The sequence below is a fragment of the Streptomyces sp. NBC_00440 genome, assembly GCF_036014215.1.
Lineage (GTDB): Bacteria > Actinomycetota > Actinomycetes > Streptomycetales > Streptomycetaceae > Streptomyces.
In genome coordinates, this window is record NZ_CP107921.1 from 5,392,999 (window position 1) to 5,409,126 (window position 16,128).

Sequence of the window (16,128 nt, forward strand, 5' to 3'; positions counted from 1 at the left end):
CCGGTCCGGTGCGGTCGCTGCGTCACTCAGTGGCTTGGCCGAAATCCGCGCGCCAGCCGAACAGATCGGTCAGTTCTGTGTCATGCGTGCTGAACTCGCCCCGCTCGTCGCGTACGACGTGATCGCGGTGGCGTGACTGGTTGACGACGACGGCGGTCCGCGGCGCCCGGTGTCTGACGTAACTCCTCAGGGCATCAGGGATGTTCGCGGTGCGGGACAGCAGTCCGCCCAGTACGGCCGCGTCCTCCAGCGCCATGCCCGCCCCCTGCCCGGCACCCGGTGACATCGGGTGCGCGGCGTCGCCGAGGAGGCTGACCCGGCCCCGGCTCCAGTCGGTGACGGGTTCCCGGTCGTTGATGTCGGTGACCACGACCGGCGCGTCGGGATCGGTGCACCGCACCACGTCCACGAGCGCCGGGTGCCAACCGCTGAGCAGGGTCAGAAGATCGGCCCATGCCTCCTTCGGGGACTTGGCGGGCCAGACGCCGGCCGGTGCGGCCACCTTCGCCGTCCAGTACAGCCGTCCGGAGCCGGTCGGGGCGGCGAAGACGCCGATGCCGTCCGCGGTCACGATGAACCCGTGCGGGAACAACGCCGGTGCGGGGGAGCGGCCTCGCAGGGTCGTGTATCCGCAGTAGCGGGGAGGCTCCACGCCGAGCAGGTACCGCCGCACCACGGAATGCAGCCCGTCCGCGCCGATGAGGGCCGCCGCCGTCGTCGTGTTCCCGTCGGACAGACCGACCTCGACCCTGTCACCCAGGTCGGTGCAGCCGGTCACGCTGGTCCCGCGCCGCATCCGCACTCCGGCTTCGCAGGCGTACCGCAGCAGCAGGGACTGCAACGCCGTGCGCAGCAGCGACACTTGTGGCGCGCCGAACTTCCGGGCCAGTTCGCCCACCCGGTCGGTGGTGACGACCACGCCGCGGGTGTTGACGATCGGGCGGACCTCGTCCGCCTCCGGGACGTACCCGGCGGCCCGCACCGCCGAGGCGAGCGAGGTGTCGATCTCCGCCAGTGCGTGCAGCGCGTTCGGGTACAGCACGAGGCCCGCGCCCGCGTCCCGCAGGGCCGCGGTCCGTTCGATGACCGTCACGGGTATGCCCCCGCGGCGGAGTGCGATACCGAGGGCGAGGCCGCCGATACCGCCGCCCGCGATGACCACGGACTGTTCAGCCATTGCCGGTGCGTCCCTTCTGTCGGTCGAGCGGCGACAGCCAACGCCCCACCGGGGCACCGAACATGTCCCGCTCCCGGTCGTAGACGATCTGCCCGGACTTGACCGTCACCTGCACCTGGCCGGTGAACGTCCAGCCCTCGTAGGCGGACCAGCCGCACTTGGATGCGATGTCCGGCGCGGACAGCATCCAGCGGCGGTCCGGGTCGAAGACCACCAGGTCGCCGTCGGCCCCGGCGACCAGCTGTCCCTTGCCGGTCAGCCCGAACAGATCGGCCGGCACTTCCCCCAGGTGGCGCACCAGCCGGCGGACAGCGGTGTCCTGGTCCTCGTCGGGCCAGCGCCGCCGCATCCCGGTCCACACCGCGGTCGCCAGCTCCTGCACACCGGGCAGCCCCGGCGGCGCGTCGGCGACCGGGAGTTCCTTCTCGGCCTTGGTGTGCGGCGCGTGGTCGCTGCCCAGCGTGGCCACTTCTCCCGCCCGCAGGGCCGCCCACAGCCGGTCCTGGTCGTGCGGACCGCGGATCGCCGGGGCCAGCCGGGTCCGCGCGCCGCCCCGCACCGTGTCGGCGTCGGTGAACGAGAGGTGGTGGGCGGTGAGTTCGAAGGTGACCGGGAGTCCGTCGGCGGCGGCCGCCGCTACCAGGTCGGCTTCCTCCGCGCTCGACAGATGCAGGATGTGCGCCATGGTGCCGTGGCGCCGGACCAGTTCCAGCACCCGGACGACCGCCGAGATGGGACTGCTGCGAGGCCGCCACCGCTCGTAATCCCGGTAGGAGCTGGGGGGACCGCCTCGCCAGGCATCCAGCAGGTCGTGCAGCCGCTGGTCCTCCGCGTGCAGGACGAGGCGTACACCGGAGGCGGCCGCGGTGGCGAACACCGTGTCGAGGGCAGCGGGATCGCTGAAGACCGTGGGCGCGGTGTGATGCCCGGCCATGAACACCTTGGCGCTGCGGGCGATCGCCGGATCGAGGCCGGCCAGGACCTCCGGGTGCAGCGGGTCCGCGCCGATGTGGAAGGCGAAGTCGACCAGTGAACGGCTCGCGATCTGCTGTGCCTTGGCGACCACCGCGTCCGGACGGAGGGCCGGGGGCACCGTGTTCGGCATATCCATGACGGTGGTCACGCCACCGGCGACCGCGGCGCGGCTGCCGTGTTCCCAGTCCTCCTTGTGCTCCAGACCGGGGGTGCGGAAGTGGACGTGCGAGTCGATCAGCCCGGGGAGCACATACCGGCCCGCCGCGTCCAGGACGGGGACGTGGCCGGGCGCGGAGTCGGCGATCCGGAGGATCCGTCCGTCCGCGACGAGCACCACGCCCGGGCGAACGCCGGACGGGGTCACCAGACGCCCGTTGACCACCGCGAGCTGCACGTTCACCCGAGCCATGTGGCGCTCACCAGCTCCCGGCACAGGTCGTTGGTGGGGCCCATGTGGGCGACCGCGCGGGCATCGGCCATCAGCCGGTTGATGCCGTTGGTGACCACGTACCCCGCGGAACCCAGCAGGCGCGCCACCTCGACGCCCACCTGCTCGGCGGTCTCCGAGGCGAACAGCTTGCTGTGGAGGGTGGCCAGGCCCGGATCGGCCGCGTCCCGCCGTCCGGACCGGTCGATGACGGCGCGCGTCGCCTCGATCCGGGTGGCCAGGTCGACGAGCCGGAAGCGGGTGACCGCGTCGGGTGGTTGCGAACGGCGGTGTACCTGTTCGACCGCGAGGTCCAGCAGCGCCGACGCGATGCCGAGGGAGACCGCGCCCAGCGTCGCCCCGGTCCGGCGGACCCCGGCGATGAGGCGGGTGGCCTCACCGACCGGGCCGAGCCGGTCCTCGTCGCCGACGACGCAGTCATGCAGTGACACGAACCCGGTCGCCGAGCCGCGCATACCGATCAGGTCGAGGCTCTGGTCGGGGCGCACCCCTTCGATGCCGGCCGGTACGAGGAAGAACGTCTGGCCGGCCGAGCCGTAGCCGCCGCTCGGCTCGGCCACGCTGTCGGAGGTCCGCGCGAGGATGAGGTAGAGCCCTGCCACGCCGGCGCTGGTGGTGAAGGACTTGGCGCCGTTGAGCCGCCAGCGGCCGTCCGGCAGCCGGACCGCGGTGGTGTTCAGGCGCTTCTTGGCCGCGCCCGCGCCGGGTTCGCTCCACCCGGACGCGGCGAGCAGATCGCCTTTGGCCAGTGCGGGCAGCAACCGGGCCTGCTGTGCCGCGTCGCCCCATTCGGCGATGCGCGCGCTGACGGCGTAGTGCTGGAACAGCATGATCGCGGCGGACGGGTTGACCCGGGCCACCTGGGCGACGACGTGATTGGTCAGCGTGGCGTCCCCGCCGGCCCCGCCGTACGCGGAGGGGACGGCGATGCCGAGCAGGCCGGTCTGGTCCAGCTCGGCCAGGAGCGTCTCGTCGGGCCTGCCGTTGGACGCGCTGCGTGTCGCCGACGCGTCGAGGCGCTCGACGAGAGCGGCCGGCAGCGCGCCTTCGGGGTCGATCACCTGTAGAGCGACAGACATGCGGTGATCTCCTTCGACTGGAGGCCGGCGAGGGGCTCGATCGGAAACGAACCGAGAGTGGTGGTGCGCTTGCCGCGGACCGTGATCCAGGTGAGTTCCGGCTCGTCGGCGCCGTCGCGCACCGTGGAGGTGACGCGCGAGCTTCCACCGGAGGTGACGATGTCGACCGCGCCGTCGGGCACGCCTGCCTGCTGCGCGGCGACCCAGGGCACGGTGCCCTCGATCCGGACGGCCGCGGCGAGACAGGCGGCCCCGGTCAGCGCGATGGTCGGGTGCCAGGTGGGCACCGAGATCGCGCGGACGGCGAGCCGGCCGCTCTCCGCGGCCATGACCACGGCCACCTTGGGGAAGGCGCCGTCGGCGGGCCAGCCGAGCAGAGCGGCGGTCGCCCGCCTGATCCGCACCAGCCGGTCGAACATCCCCTGGTCATCGGCGAACAGGTCCTCCGTGCGGGACAGCCCCAGGGTGGAGGCCGCGACGAAGGCGTACGGATTGCCCATGGACACCAGCGAGACCGGTATCGGCCTGCCGTCCACCTCGACCGTCGTGGTGGCCGCGCCGGCCAGCAGCAGTTCGCTGAGCGGTTTCGGCGCCGGCTGGACGAAGTGGATGTCGAACAGCGCAGAATCCCGGCCGGCCTCGGTGATCTCGCACACGATGTGGTCGCCGTTGTTGCGGACCATGACGCGCACCCGCAGACCCGGGCTCAGCCGCGGCAGCGACCCCGACTCGGCACCGGCGACGATGGACGCGAGGATGGAGTGCCCGCACGAGCCGCGCAGGTCGAACGCGCCCGGCCCCGCCGGCAGCGCCTGTACGAACCGGTAGTCCAGGTCGAACAGCGGGTGCTCGGCGGGCTCGACCAGCGCGAACTTCAGGATGTGCCCGGCGCCGATGTCGTCGAGCCACTTCCGGGCCACGGCGAGTCGGTCGAGCAGCGCGTCGTCGGTGCGCGGCAGACGGCGCGCGTCGAGGACGAGGGTGGGGCACGGGCTCCCGTGCGCGTAGACGACGTGCCCGATCATGACGCCACGACCTTGGGTTCCCGGGGCGGTGAGACGGGCGGCGCGACGTTGAACTGCTCGCGCCAGATCTCGTGGACCAGCAGGGCCCACAGGGCGACGGCGGTGGTGTTGCCCGGTCGGGCGGCCTGGTCCGCGAAGAGCCGGTCCACCGCGCGGGGGTCGAGTTGGCCGGCCTGCCGTAATCGGTCGGTGGCCAGCAGATCCCTGGCGTAGTCCCAGAGCCGCAGGCCGGGCGTCAGCATGGCCGCGACCGGCAGGGTGAACGGCTGCTTCTCGCGGGCCATTACGGCATCGGGGAGGAGGCCGCGCGCGGCGGCGTACAGGGCGCGCTTGACCGCCCCGCCGTGGATACGGTCCCGGTCGGGCAGCCGCACCGCGTGCCGGACGACGCTCTGCTGGCAGAACGGCAGCCGGACCTCGACGGCGCTGGCCATGCTGAGGTGGTCGACCCGCCGGAGGTGGTACGCAGGGAGCCGGTAGCCGATCTCGAACGCGGTGATCCGGTCGAGTACGGTGCCGGGCCCGGACCGCAGCGCGTCGGTCGCCGGCTCGGGCAGCGCGGGCGCGGAGCCGACAGCGGCGGCGTAGTCCGCGGTGTAGAGCCGCTTGCGCTGCGCGGCGGGCAGGACGGCCAACTCGTCGAGATACGCCTCGTACCAGTCCTTGCCCATCTCGGCGGCCTCCGCCGCAGCCCGCATACGCCGGTACCCGCCGAACACCTCGTCCGCGCCGTCTCCGGTCAGCGCCACGGTGAAACCGGCCTCCCGCACCGCGGCGAACAGGGCGTAGCTGCTCACCGTGATCGGATCGGCGTTGGGCTGGCCCAGGTGCCACACGACGCGCGGCAGCAGCTCGGGCAACTCATCGGGATCCAGCTCGACCTGGTGGTACCGGGTCCCTGCGTGGTCGGATACCTGGCGCGCGAAGTGCCGCTCGTCGTCGGGCCATGAGCCGGTGTAGGCCATGTTGAACGTGTGCAGCCCCGGCGCCTTGCCGGTGGCGAGGGTGGTCACCAGGCTGGAGTCCAGGCCCCCGGAGGTGATCGACGCGACCGGCACGTCCGCCTCCAGCAGCCCGTCGACCTCCCGGTGCAGGAGCGCGCGCAGGTCGCCGGGCCGGTGGCCGGCCTCAGGACCGGGCGACGGGCGGCGGTGGACGCGCAGCCCTCCCGCGCGGTCGAAGACCGCCGTGACGGCAGGCGGCAGCACCGCGACATCCCGGAACATCGTCTGTTCGCCGAACGGCGTCCTGGTCGCGAGGTAGGAATCGAGGCCCGGCGTCCAGATGCTGGTGGACACGTGCGGGAACGCGAGGAGTGCCGGGATCTCGGACGAGAAGTACAGCGCGCTCCGGCGCTCGTCCCAGTGGTAGAAGAGGGGCTTCATGCCCAGGTGGTCGGTGGCCAGCACCAGCCGCGGTTCGGCGCGCAGGTCCAGGACGGCGATGGCGTACATGCCGTCGATGTGGTCGACGAACGCGTCCCCGTACCGCTCGTAGAGCGCCGGAAGGACCGAACCGTCGCAGTGGTCGGTGAACCGGTGGCCGAACGCGCCCAGCCGGCTGCGCAGTTCGGCGTGGTTGTAGATCTCGCCGTTGAGGACGACGTGGACGGCCCCGGACGCGGAGCGGTAGGGCTGGCGTCCGCCGGCGGGATCCATGACGGCGAGCCGGTTGCTGCCCAGCGCCCAGGTGGGGCCGGTCGAGCAGCCCTGCGAGTCGGGGCCGCCGTGACGTTGCAGCTCGCTGACTCGGGCCAGGTCGTCCGACGGCACAACTGAGTTGAAAGAGCCGTAGATACGGCACATTCCGCTACCTCCTGTCCGGTAGGCACGGTGGCCATCGAACCGGGCGTGGCGCCGCGGTGTCGTGAGTCATCTGGCCCGGGCGGCGTGGGAACTCCGGGCCCGCCATGAATCCCATAGGACCCGGGAGGGGTCGGGATATCTGACTCATGGCGATAGGACAACTCACCTGGCAGCGTGCTGGGAAGGTCGGTGACGATCAGGCCGCTCGTCGCCCACTGGCACCGGCGTGCGCCGGCGCATCCGGCTCCCGCGGAGGGAGCGCACCGGGCGAACCGACAGCGGAGGTAAGGAGATTCAGCAGGCGCAGCACCGCTCACCGAGTCAGGAAGTCCGCAGGACCAGCTGCATCAGCAGCGCCGGTCGCTTCGAGCAGGAAGGCCTCAATGTGAACGCTCAGCCCGTTGTCGGCGCGGTCGAGAAGAGTGATGGTGGAGAGTCCGTGCCCTCGGCGGCCCTGACCCGGCTGCCGCTCACCGACATCTTGCAGCCTGATTCCCCTCGCCTGTCCGGACTCAACGACGAGCATGCCCGTCTGCTGGCGAACTCCGATGCCGCGCTGCCGCCCATCCTCGTCAACCGCTGCACGATGCGCGTCGTCGACGGCGCCCATCGCCTCCTGGCGGCGAAACTGCGTGGCCAGGAGTCCATCGACGTCGACTTCTGCGAATGCGACAACGACGAGGCGTTCGTACTCGCCGTCGAGAAGAACGCGACGCACGGGCTGCCGCTGTCGCGGGCCGAACGGACGGCGGCCACCGAGCGGATCCTCGGCGCCTACCCGGAGTGGTCCGACCGTGCGGTCGCCGCGGTCGTGGGGCTCTCGCACAAGACGGTGGGGTCGATCCGCCGGCGTTTCAGCAAGGACTCCGAGCCGGTCACCCATCGCCGCGGCAGGGACGGCAGACTGCGGCCGGTCAACGGTGCCGCGGCCCGGGCCAGAGTGAGCAGCCTGCTCGCCGACCGGCAGGGCGCTTCGCTGCGCGAAATCGCGAGGGAGGCCGGGGTCAGCCCGGACACCGTGCGGAACGTGCGGGACGACTCGCGCCGTGCCGAGACCCTGACGGCGCCCGAACCCCGGAGCGTGCCGGGCGCGGACCACGAGCGGCAGGAGGCGCCCAAGCGGACCAGCGCCTGCGTACGGATCCAGCCGTCCGGTCCGGCGGACCGGTCCATGCTGGTGCGCAGCCTGCGCAGCGATCCCTCACTGCGGTTCTCCGAATCGGGGCGCATCCTGCTGCGCCTGCTGGACCTGTACGCACTGGACCCGGACGACTGGGCCCGGATCAGCGGGGATCTGCCCGCCCACCGGGCTTCCGACATCGCGCAGTTGGCCCGGGAGTGCGGCCGGATATGGCAGAACTTCGCGGCCGCGGTGGAGCAGCGGCAGGCGGTGGAGGCGTAGGGACCGGGGCCCTTCGGGTGAATCAGGGCCGGGGTCCGGCACATACATCTTGGCGGGGCGGACCGTCCGCGACGCCGACAGGTGCGGCGGTCGGCAATGGCGCCGGCCGCCGCGAGGACAGCGGGACCGAACAGAGAGGAAGCAGCAATGCCCCTGGTACAAGTGAACTGGTGGAAGGGCGTCGGAGCGGCCGAACGCCGTCAGCTCGTCGAAGAGGTCACGGAATCGGTCGCGCGGATCGCGAAGTGTCCCGAGGTCGCCGTCACCGTGATCATCAACGATGTCGAGACGGACCATTGGGGCCGCGGCGGAACGCTGGCCTCCGACCTCTGATCGAGCGGCCGGGCCGCCCCCCCGGTCCGGCCGTTCCGCCCCCGTTTCCCGGCAGTCACCGATGGGCTGGGAAGATTCCCCAGTCGGACAGCCGGGCTTTTCTTCAGCCCTTCTGTCCTGACGGCCGTCAACTGCGCCATACATAAATGGAACTGGCTGTTGGCCACTGTTCCGACGGCTCTTTCGACATGCCGTCTTCCGGCGGGCCGGGATGAATTCCCCTGTCCGGCCGGGAGATATCCCCACCCCGCGACATGTTCCTGGCCCGGTCTCCGTTCGTGTGGAGACCGGGCCAGGAACTGTCATATCACCGGGGTTTGCGGCCCGACTGGACGTTGAGGCCGCCGCCGGCGGCCAGCCGTACCGTCTTGGCGGGCCGGAGGCCGGCGGCGCGCTGCCAGGAGGCCATCTGCGAAGGCGACCAGGTGCCGGACTCGCTGGCCAGCGCGAAGTAGAAGTCCCGCAGCGCGGCCAGCTGCTGGGTCTTTCCCCCGCCGCTGGCGGCGGGGAACTCGGCGATCGTGTAGACCCCGTTGGGTCGCAGCGCCCGGGCCACCTTGGCGGCGAGTTCGCGGTTCTGTTCGTCGCTGAAGTGGTGCGCCACACCGATGATCACCACCGCGTCGTAGCACTCCTCGCCGAAATCGTCGGTCAGTGCGTTCCCGGCACGGTGCCGTACCCGGTCGCCCATCCCCTCCTCGGCCAGCAGCGGCGCGGCGTGCCGCACCGCGTCGGGCAGGTCGAGGACGACGGCGCTCAGCGACGGGTGGCGGCGGCACAGCGCGACCGAGTAGGCCCCGTGCGAACCGCCGATGTCGAGCATGTCGGTGGCCCCTTCGGGGACCGGAATGGCCTTGGCCACCAGATCGGTCTGACCTGTCGTCAGGCACTTCATGCCGCGCTGGTAGGAGTCCCACACGTCATCGCTCATACCTGTATGGAAGTCCAGCGGCTTCCCGCTGCGCAGGTACTCGTCGGCCCGCTGCATCAGCCCCAGCTCGTAGAACTGCAGCAGCAGCTTGTCGTTCACCGCGTGCGGGCTCGTGGTGACCAGCCATTTGCGGGACAGCGGGCTCAGCTCGTACTGATCGCCCCTGGCGCGCAGATATCCCGATGCCGCCAGCGCGGGCAGTAGTTTCGCGGTGCTGTCGGGGTGGGTGCCGCAGCCGGCCGCGATCTTTTCGGCGGTGGCGGGGCCGTCGGCCAGTGCGTCGAACAGGCCGACCTTGACGGCCGCCATGATGACGTGGACGTACGTGCCCGCTACCTGGGTGTCGAGGACGGGCCGCGCGATCAAATTGAACTTGACCAGCAGCCATTCAAGTGGATTGCTTGCCATTAAGCCGAATCGCATGGTCCGAGCATAACGTGGGGTGCCCTGCCGGGTAACTCATGGAGTCGGTGAATTGCCGTTCTGTGCGCGGTTGTTCGCGCTATCCCTTTCATTTCCGCCACGTATTTCCGCGTGACAGGGGGAGATCCCCCCTATTCGGTCACCGGGCTGTGCAATGCCAGCCAGAGGACGGTGCACGCGCCGAGCGCGCCGAAGGCGGCGATGACGAGCCCCGGACGGGCGTGGGATCCCAGCGCCCCGGACACCGCGATGACCACCCCCTGGACCGTCATCAGCCCACTCGTCTGGACGGTGAACAGCCGTCCGCGCAGGGCCGGTTCGCTCTCTCTGAGGATCAGTGGGTCGATGCCCTGGTTGCAGGCGAACCCGGCGCCGGAGAGCAGCAGAAGGGCTCCGGCGAGGGGGAGGGCCGGGGCGAACACAAAGACGAGCAAGGGGAGTTGGGAGAGCAGTACGAGAGGCAGGACGAGACGGCCGCGGGTCTCGGGGCGCAGCCGGGCGACGAGCAGTTCGCCGAGTACCGTGCCGACCGCGTAGCCGGTGAAGAGGACGCCTGCCGTGCTGACCGGTGCGTGTGCCTGGGCGGTGTAGGCGACGGCGAGCCCGTCGCCCACCGCGGAGAATCCGGGGACGGCCCAGGTCAGCAGGATGAGGCGGCGCAGTGGTGGGTTGCCGCACAGGTGGCGCAGCCCGTCGGCTGAGGCGCGGACGACGGTACGGAGGGTGCGTTCGCCGTCGGGGTCGGCGGCCGGGGTGGCCCGGGTGCCCCAGCCGATGAGCGCGGCGGACAGCAGGAAGCTGGCCGCGTCGCTTGCCAGCAGCCACAGCGGGCCGACGGCGGCGACCAGGACGCTGCCGAGGGCGAAGCCGGAGACCACGGCGGTCTGGCTGATGGTGCGCAGCAGCGAGCGGCCGACCGGGAAGAGGTCGGCGTCGAGCAGATGGGACAGGCTGGCCGCGCGGGCCCCTTGGAAGAGCGGGGCGACGAACCCGGTGACGAGGAGCAGCCCGAGCAGTGCGAGAACCGGCAGGCCGGGGACGAGCATGGCGGCGATGCAGGCGGCGCTCAGCAGATCGCAGCAGACCAGCAGGCGGCGGGGCGGGAACCGGTCGGCCAGGGAGGACAGCAGGGTGCCGCCGACCGCGTAGGGGAGGAAGGAGCAGACCAGCACCAGCGCGGAGAGGAACGCGGAGCCGGTGCGCTGGAAGATCAGGATGGACAGGGCGACTTCGGCGGCCAGGGTGCCGGCCATGGACACCGCGTGAGCGGTGAGGACGACGGGCATACCGGGGACGCGCAGCACCGCGCTCATTCCGGTGGTGCGCCGGGTGGACGGTAGCGTCCGGGCCACGTGTCTGCCCCTTGTGGTGGGTCCGTGGGGTGCCTCGTGGGGCTCCGTTCGCCGGGCCCCACGAGGTGTTCCCCGGGTTGTGCTCGGGGGTGGTGCTTGGTGCTGGTGTTGCGGTGCGCCGAGCGGTGCTCGGTCGCTTCCGTCCGGGTCCGGCATCGGGGCCGTCCCGGACGTCAGTGGAGTCAGTGGGCGTGACGCATGATGGTCTCCTCTCTGTGTGAGCGGCAGGGACATCGCCGCGGGACCTGCTCGGAGGACGAGGTCCCGTGACGAGACTCGGGGTGATGCGGCCGGGGCTCAGAGCGCCACATGGAGCTCGAACATCCCGTGCTCGGTGACGTTGGGCCGGGGGCGCGGCTCGGCGAGGAGGCGCGCGCCGGGGTAGCGGTGTCCGATGGTGCCGAACACGGTCCGGGCGATCACGGTGGCCACCTGGGCGCCCAGACAGGCGTGCGGTCCGCGGCCGAAGGCGAGATGGCGGTTGGGGGTGCGGTCCCAGCGCACCGTGGCGGAGTCGTCGAACGTCCTCGGGTCCCGGTTGGCGGCACCGAGGAACATGGACACGATCTGGCCCCTGCGGATCTGCCGGCCGCCGAGCACGGTGTCCTCGACGCAGGCGCGGCTCTCGACGTGCACGGGGCCGGCGTAGCGGACGAGTTCGTTGACGGCGAGATCGTTGTCGACCGGTCCGCGCTGCTCCGGCGGCAGGCGCAGCAGCGCGTGCAGTCCGGTGGTGAGGAAGCGGCTCGCGGTCTGGAACCCGGCCTGGAGCACGACACGCAGTGAGTTGTGCAGTATGTCCCGTTCGACGCCGACCTCCTTGGCGCGGCGCACCACGTGGGCGGTGAAGCCCTCGGGCAGCGGTGCGTCGATCCATGCGCCGACCAGCGCGGAGAGTTCGGCGCGCGCCGCCACTCCGGGCTCGTAGCACTCGGGTCGCAGGCTGGAGTCCATGCTGTCGACGATGGTGTGCGAGCGGGGGACGAACCAGGCGGGGTCGATGTCCGGGACGCCGAGCAGCCCGGTGACGGCGTACAGGGTGAGTGGTTCGGCGATCCTCGTGACGAAGTCGAAGCCGGCGGCCCCCTCGGCCTCGGCGAGGAGCTCGTCGAGCCTGGCCCGGGTGCGCTGTTCGACGCCGTCGAGGCCCGCGGTCCTGAACCCCTCCAGCATCAGGTGGCGGATGCGGGTGTGCTCGGGCGGGTCGAGGGTCTGGAGGCTGAGCAGGGAGGGCGGGGTGTCCACTCCCACCCGGCGCCAGTCCTGGCAGAACCGGTCGGCGTCACGCAGCACGGTGAACGCCTCGTCGTAGCCGGTGATGAGCCAGGCTTCGATGTCCGGGTCCCACAGCACTGGCGAACGTCCGTACCATTCGCGGTAGATGGGGTGAGGGTTCAGCAGCGCACTTGGTTCGAGCAAACTCCAGATGGTGGCGCCGGCCATGTGTCTGGCTCCCTTCCCGTGTCGCTCCCCGCAGCAGCCCCTCGTGGTGGCGCCGCGTTCTTGCCTGAACAGAGGGGCGGGAGCGCCGCTGGATACACGAGGGGCGGATTTTCTTTTCCCGGCCCGGCCGTCCCGCGGCCCGTCCTGCGGGCCGACCCGCGGCCCGTCCTGCGGCTGACCACCAGGCGGCCCGACAGCCCCTAATCGGGATCCGCCTGCGCTTTCAACGTGGCGCGGATGCTCGCCAGAATGCGGCTGCGCGTCGGCCCGATGGAGCCGCGGGCCATCCCGGACGCCGCGGCGATGGCGTCGTAACTGAGCGCGGGCTCCGCGAAGAGCAGCCCCAGCAGCACCTTGTGGTCGTCCGGCAGGCTCCGGACGGCGGCCCGTAGCCGGGCACTGTCGACCCGGGCGAGCGCCTGTTCCTCCGGCGACGCGGGGGTCAGCGCGGCGGCCACGGTCAGTTCGGCCGGGTCGGACACGCTCAGGGTGCGGCGGCTCTGCCGGGAGTGCTGGATGGCCTCCCGCTTGGCCACGGTCACCAGCCAGGAGGCCACCCGGCCGGGCTGCTTGAGGCTGCCGATGTGCTCGACCAGGCGCTGCCAGGTGAACTGGCAGACGTCCTCCGAGTCCGCGTGGCTGAGGCCGTGCGAGCGCGCCACCGTCCACACCACAGGGCTGCAGAGGCGGACGAGGCGTTCCCACGCGGCGGCGTCGCGTTCGCGGCAACGGCCCACCAGCGCATCGAGGTCCGTCGTGGCGCGCTGCTCCGTAATCCCCGCGCCGCCCCCTTCCACGTTCTCGGCCTGACCAGTCCTGCCGCCTCCCATGGGAGCCTCCTTTTGGCCTGTGGGCCGGAAGTCGGTTCAGCTGTGTGCTCTCGAATGCGCCTGTCAGCGAAGGTTGTCGGCGGTGGTCGGGGCGCGCGTCACGCGCGCCCGCTGCACGGCGGCGGCGCCGCACCGGCACGCGGAGCGGCCCGAGCCGAGTGAAGGGGAAGGAGCCGGGGCCGGCACGGCAGAGCTCGCGGCAACCCGGGGTGCGGTGTCCCGTGGGTGTCAACGGGCTTGTGCCGAGCGGACATTGGACCACGCGGACTCCGGCAGCGGGGGAAACGCTGCTCCGGGGCCGACCGCGGCCGACCCGGAGTCTCCCGTGTCGGTGCGGCGATTTCAACCGGTCTCTGCGCGGACGTACGGGACCGGCGAGAGAGGCGCCCGGTCGTCAGGGCCCCTGCCCCCGGTCGTCAGGGCTTTCGCCGCCACCCCGCACGCGGTGGTTGGCAACCTGCCCCCTGGCTGCTAGATTGCTAGCATGACTGCTGAGGAGGTTAGGCAGTTCAACGTCTACTTGCCGGTAGAGCTCATTCGGCAGGTGAAGCATCACGCCATCGACCGCGAACTGTCATTGTCGGCGCTGGTTGCCGAGGCGCTGCGTGCTTATCTCGACGAGCGCCCGAGGCAGGATCAAGACGGAACCGTTTCGTGAGAGGAGTTCTGATATGACGACCCGTGGTGTCGAAGGCGTCTACGTTGAGACCCGCAGCTGGGGGAAGACGGCCAAATTCCTGGAGTCGTTGGGCTACAAGGTCGAGTTCGCGACCGAGCACGGCTCCGGGATGCTCAAGAACGACGACGGGCCGTACTTCGTCGTCGGTGAGATCCCCGAGGACCGTGAGCCGCAGGTGCAGCTCGTCCTCCGCGTCGAGGACGCGGAGGCCTTCAAGCCCGACCCGATCGTCGAGGTGGTCTCCCCGTTCGAGGAGACCCACTACGGCACCCAGCGGATGGTGGTGCGCGACCCGGACGGGCGCGAATGGAGCATCGAAGCGCCGCTCAAGGGCTGAGCGGGTCTGTCGCGAGGCGGGAGCGGCCGCCGGCCGCCGGCTCCCGGTGGTATCCCCTGACGTGCGGCGCGCTCCCGTCTCGCCGAACGCCCCCGATTCCTTCTGAGGTCGGGGGCGTTCCCTTTTTCCGGCCCCTGAAAAGGGCCGAAACGGCGGCGGCATTCGCTGAATGCGCTGCAAGCAATGCGCTGCGAGCATTGTGCTTCGAACCCGGCCCACCGGCGCGGTGCCCCCTTTCGGTGCTTATCCGTAACGGAAAGCTCTCGAACGGGCTGGCGAATTTTCTGAACGGCGGGAACGGCGGAAACCGCGGGAAGCGGACCGCTGGAAATGGCCGACTATCGACCTTGTGTTGCGTGGCCCCTTCTGTGCGAGGATGCTAGCAATCTAGGGAAGTAGTCACGAAACGAGATGCGGGGTTATCGATGGTCAGCGAAAAGATCTCGACCAGGGCGGCGGACGCCTCGGCGCCGTCCCCACCGCCGCGGCGTGGTCTCGGCATGTTCGTCGTGATGATCGGAGTGCTCATCTCCGCGGTCGACGGCACGATCGTGGTACTCGCCCTGCCGGCGATCGAAGAGGACCTGAACATCACCCTGGCCGCCGTCACGTGGGTGGTCGTCGGCTATCTGCTCGTGGTCACCGTGCTCGCCACACAGCTGGGCCGGTTCGGTGACATGTTCGGCCGGGTGCGCATGTACAAAGCCGGCTTCCTGGTGTTCACCATCGGCTCGGTGCTCTGCGCGGTGGCCTGGAACGCGCCGAGCCTCATCGGCTTCCGGCTCGTCCAGGGCGTCGGCGCCGCACTGATCGCGGCCAACAGCGGTGCGATCATCTCGGAGCTCTATCCGCCGCAGGAACGCGGCCGCGCCTACGGCTTCAACGCCTTCGGCTTCTCGTTCGGCTCGGTCCTCGGTGTCCTGCTCGGCGGCGTCGTGGTGACCTATGTGTCGTGGCAGTGGATCTTCTGGATCAACGTGCCGATCGGCGTCGTCGCGCTGGTGCTGGCCCAGCGGGTGCTGCGCGACCACGGCGAGCGGCAGCGCCGGAAGTTCGACTTCGCCGGCATGATCACGCTGGGCCTGGGCCTCTTCGGGGTGCTCTGGGCGATGACCGGACTGGCGTCCCACCCGCTCGACGGAACCCTGATCGGATACTTGGTCGGCGGCATCGTGCTCCTGGTGGCCTTCGTCTTCGTCGAACTGAAGCAGAAGGAGCCGACCCTCGATCTGTCCCTGTTCCGCATCCCGACGATGGCACCCTCGCTGCTGGCCTCGATGCTCCAGGGCGTCGGCAGCTTCGCGGTGCTCTTCCTGGTCATCATGTATCTCCAGGGCACCCGCGGGATGGATCCGATCGACGCCTCGCTGCTGCTGGTCCCGGGCTATGTGGTCGGGGCGGTGGTGGGGCCCTACTCCGGGCGGCTCACCGACAAGCTCGGCTCTGTCGTCCCCGCGACCATCGGGCTCGGCATCTCGGTCGTCGCGATGGCGATCTTCGCTCAGATGACCGCGACGAGCAGCCTGTGGCTGGCCGCCATCGGCAACCTCGTGATCATGATCGGGGGCAGCTTCTTCTTCCCGGCCAACAGCACCGCCGTGATGAAGGCGGCCCCGCCCGACCGGCTGGGTATCGCCTCCGGTGTGCTGCGCACCTTCTCCAGCATCGGCATGGTCTTCTCCTTCACCACGGCCATGCTCGTGGCTTCGCACTCGATCCCGCGGAACATGGCGTTCGCCATCTTCGTCGGCACCAGCAAGCTGGACGGCCGGCTGGCGGTCGCCTTCGCCGAGGGCCTCAGGGCGGCCTTCTACACGATGATGGGGATCATGATCCTCGCGGCGATCCTCTCGGCCCTCCGTGGCACGGGCCGCAAGAGCCGTCTGTAG

General features: G+C 70.7%; 14 protein-coding genes. 5 read left to right on the forward strand and 9 right to left on the reverse strand.

Translation table 11 applies throughout. The features are described from left to right. Positions 1-22: 22 nt before the first annotated feature. Genes OHB13_RS24300 through asnB form a run of 5 tightly spaced genes read right to left on the reverse strand, consistent with a single transcriptional unit; the run spans position 23 to position 6,509 of the window. Positions 23-1,177 (reverse strand): FAD-dependent oxidoreductase, encoded by a 1,155-nt coding sequence (locus OHB13_RS24300; RefSeq protein WP_328378485.1) that lies wholly within the window; start codon positions 1,175-1,177, stop codon positions 23-25. Beyond that, complete coding sequence (locus OHB13_RS24305) at positions 1,170-2,561, reverse strand: dihydroorotase (protein WP_328378486.1); 1,392 nt, start codon at positions 2,559-2,561, stop codon at positions 1,170-1,172. The genes OHB13_RS24300 and OHB13_RS24305 overlap by 8 nt, the downstream gene beginning before the upstream one ends. After that, positions 2,549-3,679, reverse strand: a complete 1,131-nt coding sequence (locus OHB13_RS24310; RefSeq protein ID WP_328378487.1) for an acyl-CoA dehydrogenase family protein — start codon at positions 3,677-3,679, stop codon at positions 2,549-2,551. The genes OHB13_RS24305 and OHB13_RS24310 overlap by 13 nt, the downstream gene beginning before the upstream one ends. Continuing rightward, positions 3,658-4,704, reverse strand: coding sequence for a PrpF domain-containing protein (locus OHB13_RS24315; protein ID WP_266853580.1), 1,047 nt, complete (start codon positions 4,702-4,704; stop codon positions 3,658-3,660). Before OHB13_RS24315 ends, OHB13_RS24310 begins: the two co-directional genes overlap by 22 nt. Continuing rightward, positions 4,701-6,509, reverse strand: a complete 1,809-nt coding sequence (gene asnB, locus OHB13_RS24320) for an asparagine synthase (glutamine-hydrolyzing) (RefSeq protein ID WP_328378488.1) — start codon at positions 6,507-6,509, stop codon at positions 4,701-4,703. Before asnB ends, OHB13_RS24315 begins: the two co-directional genes overlap by 4 nt. Before the next feature lie 385 nt (positions 6,510-6,894). On the opposite strand from asnB, the gene OHB13_RS24325 reads away from it, so the two are divergent. Both OHB13_RS24325 and OHB13_RS24330 read left to right on the forward strand, forming a co-directional pair. After that, positions 6,895-7,911 (forward strand): ParB N-terminal domain-containing protein, encoded by a 1,017-nt coding sequence (locus OHB13_RS24325; RefSeq protein ID WP_328378489.1) that lies wholly within the window; start codon positions 6,895-6,897, stop codon positions 7,909-7,911. Between the two features lie 147 nt (positions 7,912-8,058). Then, positions 8,059-8,244 (forward strand): tautomerase family protein, encoded by a 186-nt coding sequence (locus OHB13_RS24330; RefSeq protein ID WP_328378490.1) that lies wholly within the window; start codon positions 8,059-8,061, stop codon positions 8,242-8,244. Between the two features lie 307 nt (positions 8,245-8,551). On the opposite strand, the gene OHB13_RS24335 is transcribed toward OHB13_RS24330, so the two are convergent. From OHB13_RS24335 to OHB13_RS24350, 4 genes are all read right to left on the reverse strand, one after another. Continuing rightward, the gene (locus OHB13_RS24335; RefSeq protein ID WP_328378491.1) at positions 8,552-9,598 is read right to left on the reverse strand and encodes a class I SAM-dependent methyltransferase; all 1,047 of its coding nucleotides are present in this window, start codon (positions 9,596-9,598) and stop codon (positions 8,552-8,554) included. A gap of 131 nt (positions 9,599-9,729) precedes the next feature. Continuing rightward, positions 9,730-10,950, reverse strand: coding sequence for an MFS transporter (locus OHB13_RS24340; protein ID WP_328378492.1), 1,221 nt, complete (start codon positions 10,948-10,950; stop codon positions 9,730-9,732). Positions 10,951-11,247: 297 nt separating this feature from the next. After that, the gene (locus OHB13_RS24345; protein WP_328378493.1) at positions 11,248-12,393 is read right to left on the reverse strand and encodes a cytochrome P450; all 1,146 of its coding nucleotides are present in this window, start codon (positions 12,391-12,393) and stop codon (positions 11,248-11,250) included. Between the two features lie 200 nt (positions 12,394-12,593). Next, positions 12,594-13,223: an RNA polymerase sigma factor gene (locus OHB13_RS24350; RefSeq protein WP_328378494.1), complete on the reverse strand. Its 630-nt coding sequence runs from the start codon at positions 13,221-13,223 to the stop codon at positions 12,594-12,596. 484 nt (positions 13,224-13,707) lie between these two features. Here OHB13_RS24350 and OHB13_RS24355 point away from each other — a divergent pair, with 484 nt between their 5' ends. From OHB13_RS24355 to OHB13_RS24365, 3 genes are all read left to right on the forward strand, one after another. Continuing rightward, positions 13,708-13,881 (forward strand): CopG family transcriptional regulator, encoded by a 174-nt coding sequence (locus tag OHB13_RS24355; protein ID WP_266853566.1) that lies wholly within the window; start codon positions 13,708-13,710, stop codon positions 13,879-13,881. 13 nt (positions 13,882-13,894) lie between these two features. After that, positions 13,895-14,239, forward strand: a complete 345-nt coding sequence (locus tag OHB13_RS24360) for a VOC family protein (RefSeq protein WP_328378495.1) — start codon at positions 13,895-13,897, stop codon at positions 14,237-14,239. Between the two features lie 425 nt (positions 14,240-14,664). Then, positions 14,665-16,128, forward strand: a complete 1,464-nt coding sequence (locus tag OHB13_RS24365) for an MFS transporter (RefSeq protein ID WP_266853563.1) — start codon at positions 14,665-14,667, stop codon at positions 16,126-16,128.

Excerpts from the sequence above, each read along its gene's own strand:
- OHB13_RS24365 (WP_266853563.1), top strand. The coding sequence starts at position 14,665 with ATGGTCAGCGAAAAGATCTCGACCAGGGCGGCGGACGCCTCGGCGCCG.
- OHB13_RS24315 (WP_266853580.1), bottom strand. The coding sequence starts at position 4,704 with ATGATCGGGCACGTCGTCTACGCGCACGGGAGCCCGTGCCCCACCCTC.
- OHB13_RS24345 (WP_328378493.1), bottom strand. The coding sequence starts at position 12,393 with ATGGCCGGCGCCACCATCTGGAGTTTGCTCGAACCAAGTGCGCTGCTG.
- OHB13_RS24360 (WP_328378495.1), top strand. The coding sequence starts at position 13,895 with ATGACGACCCGTGGTGTCGAAGGCGTCTACGTTGAGACCCGCAGCTGG.
- OHB13_RS24300 (WP_328378485.1), bottom strand. The coding sequence starts at position 1,177 with ATGGCTGAACAGTCCGTGGTCATCGCGGGCGGCGGTATCGGCGGCCTC.
- OHB13_RS24350 (WP_328378494.1), bottom strand. The coding sequence starts at position 13,223 with ATGGGAGGCGGCAGGACTGGTCAGGCCGAGAACGTGGAAGGGGGCGGC.
- OHB13_RS24330 (WP_328378490.1), top strand. The coding sequence starts at position 8,059 with ATGCCCCTGGTACAAGTGAACTGGTGGAAGGGCGTCGGAGCGGCCGAA.
- OHB13_RS24305 (WP_328378486.1), bottom strand. The coding sequence starts at position 2,561 with ATGGCTCGGGTGAACGTGCAGCTCGCGGTGGTCAACGGGCGTCTGGTG.
- OHB13_RS24310 (WP_328378487.1), bottom strand. The coding sequence starts at position 3,679 with ATGTCTGTCGCTCTACAGGTGATCGACCCCGAAGGCGCGCTGCCGGCC.
- OHB13_RS24355 (WP_266853566.1), top strand. The coding sequence starts at position 13,708 with ATGACTGCTGAGGAGGTTAGGCAGTTCAACGTCTACTTGCCGGTAGAG.
- OHB13_RS24335 (WP_328378491.1), bottom strand. The coding sequence starts at position 9,598 with ATGCGATTCGGCTTAATGGCAAGCAATCCACTTGAATGGCTGCTGGTC.
- asnB (WP_328378488.1), bottom strand. The coding sequence starts at position 6,509 with ATGTGCCGTATCTACGGCTCTTTCAACTCAGTTGTGCCGTCGGACGAC.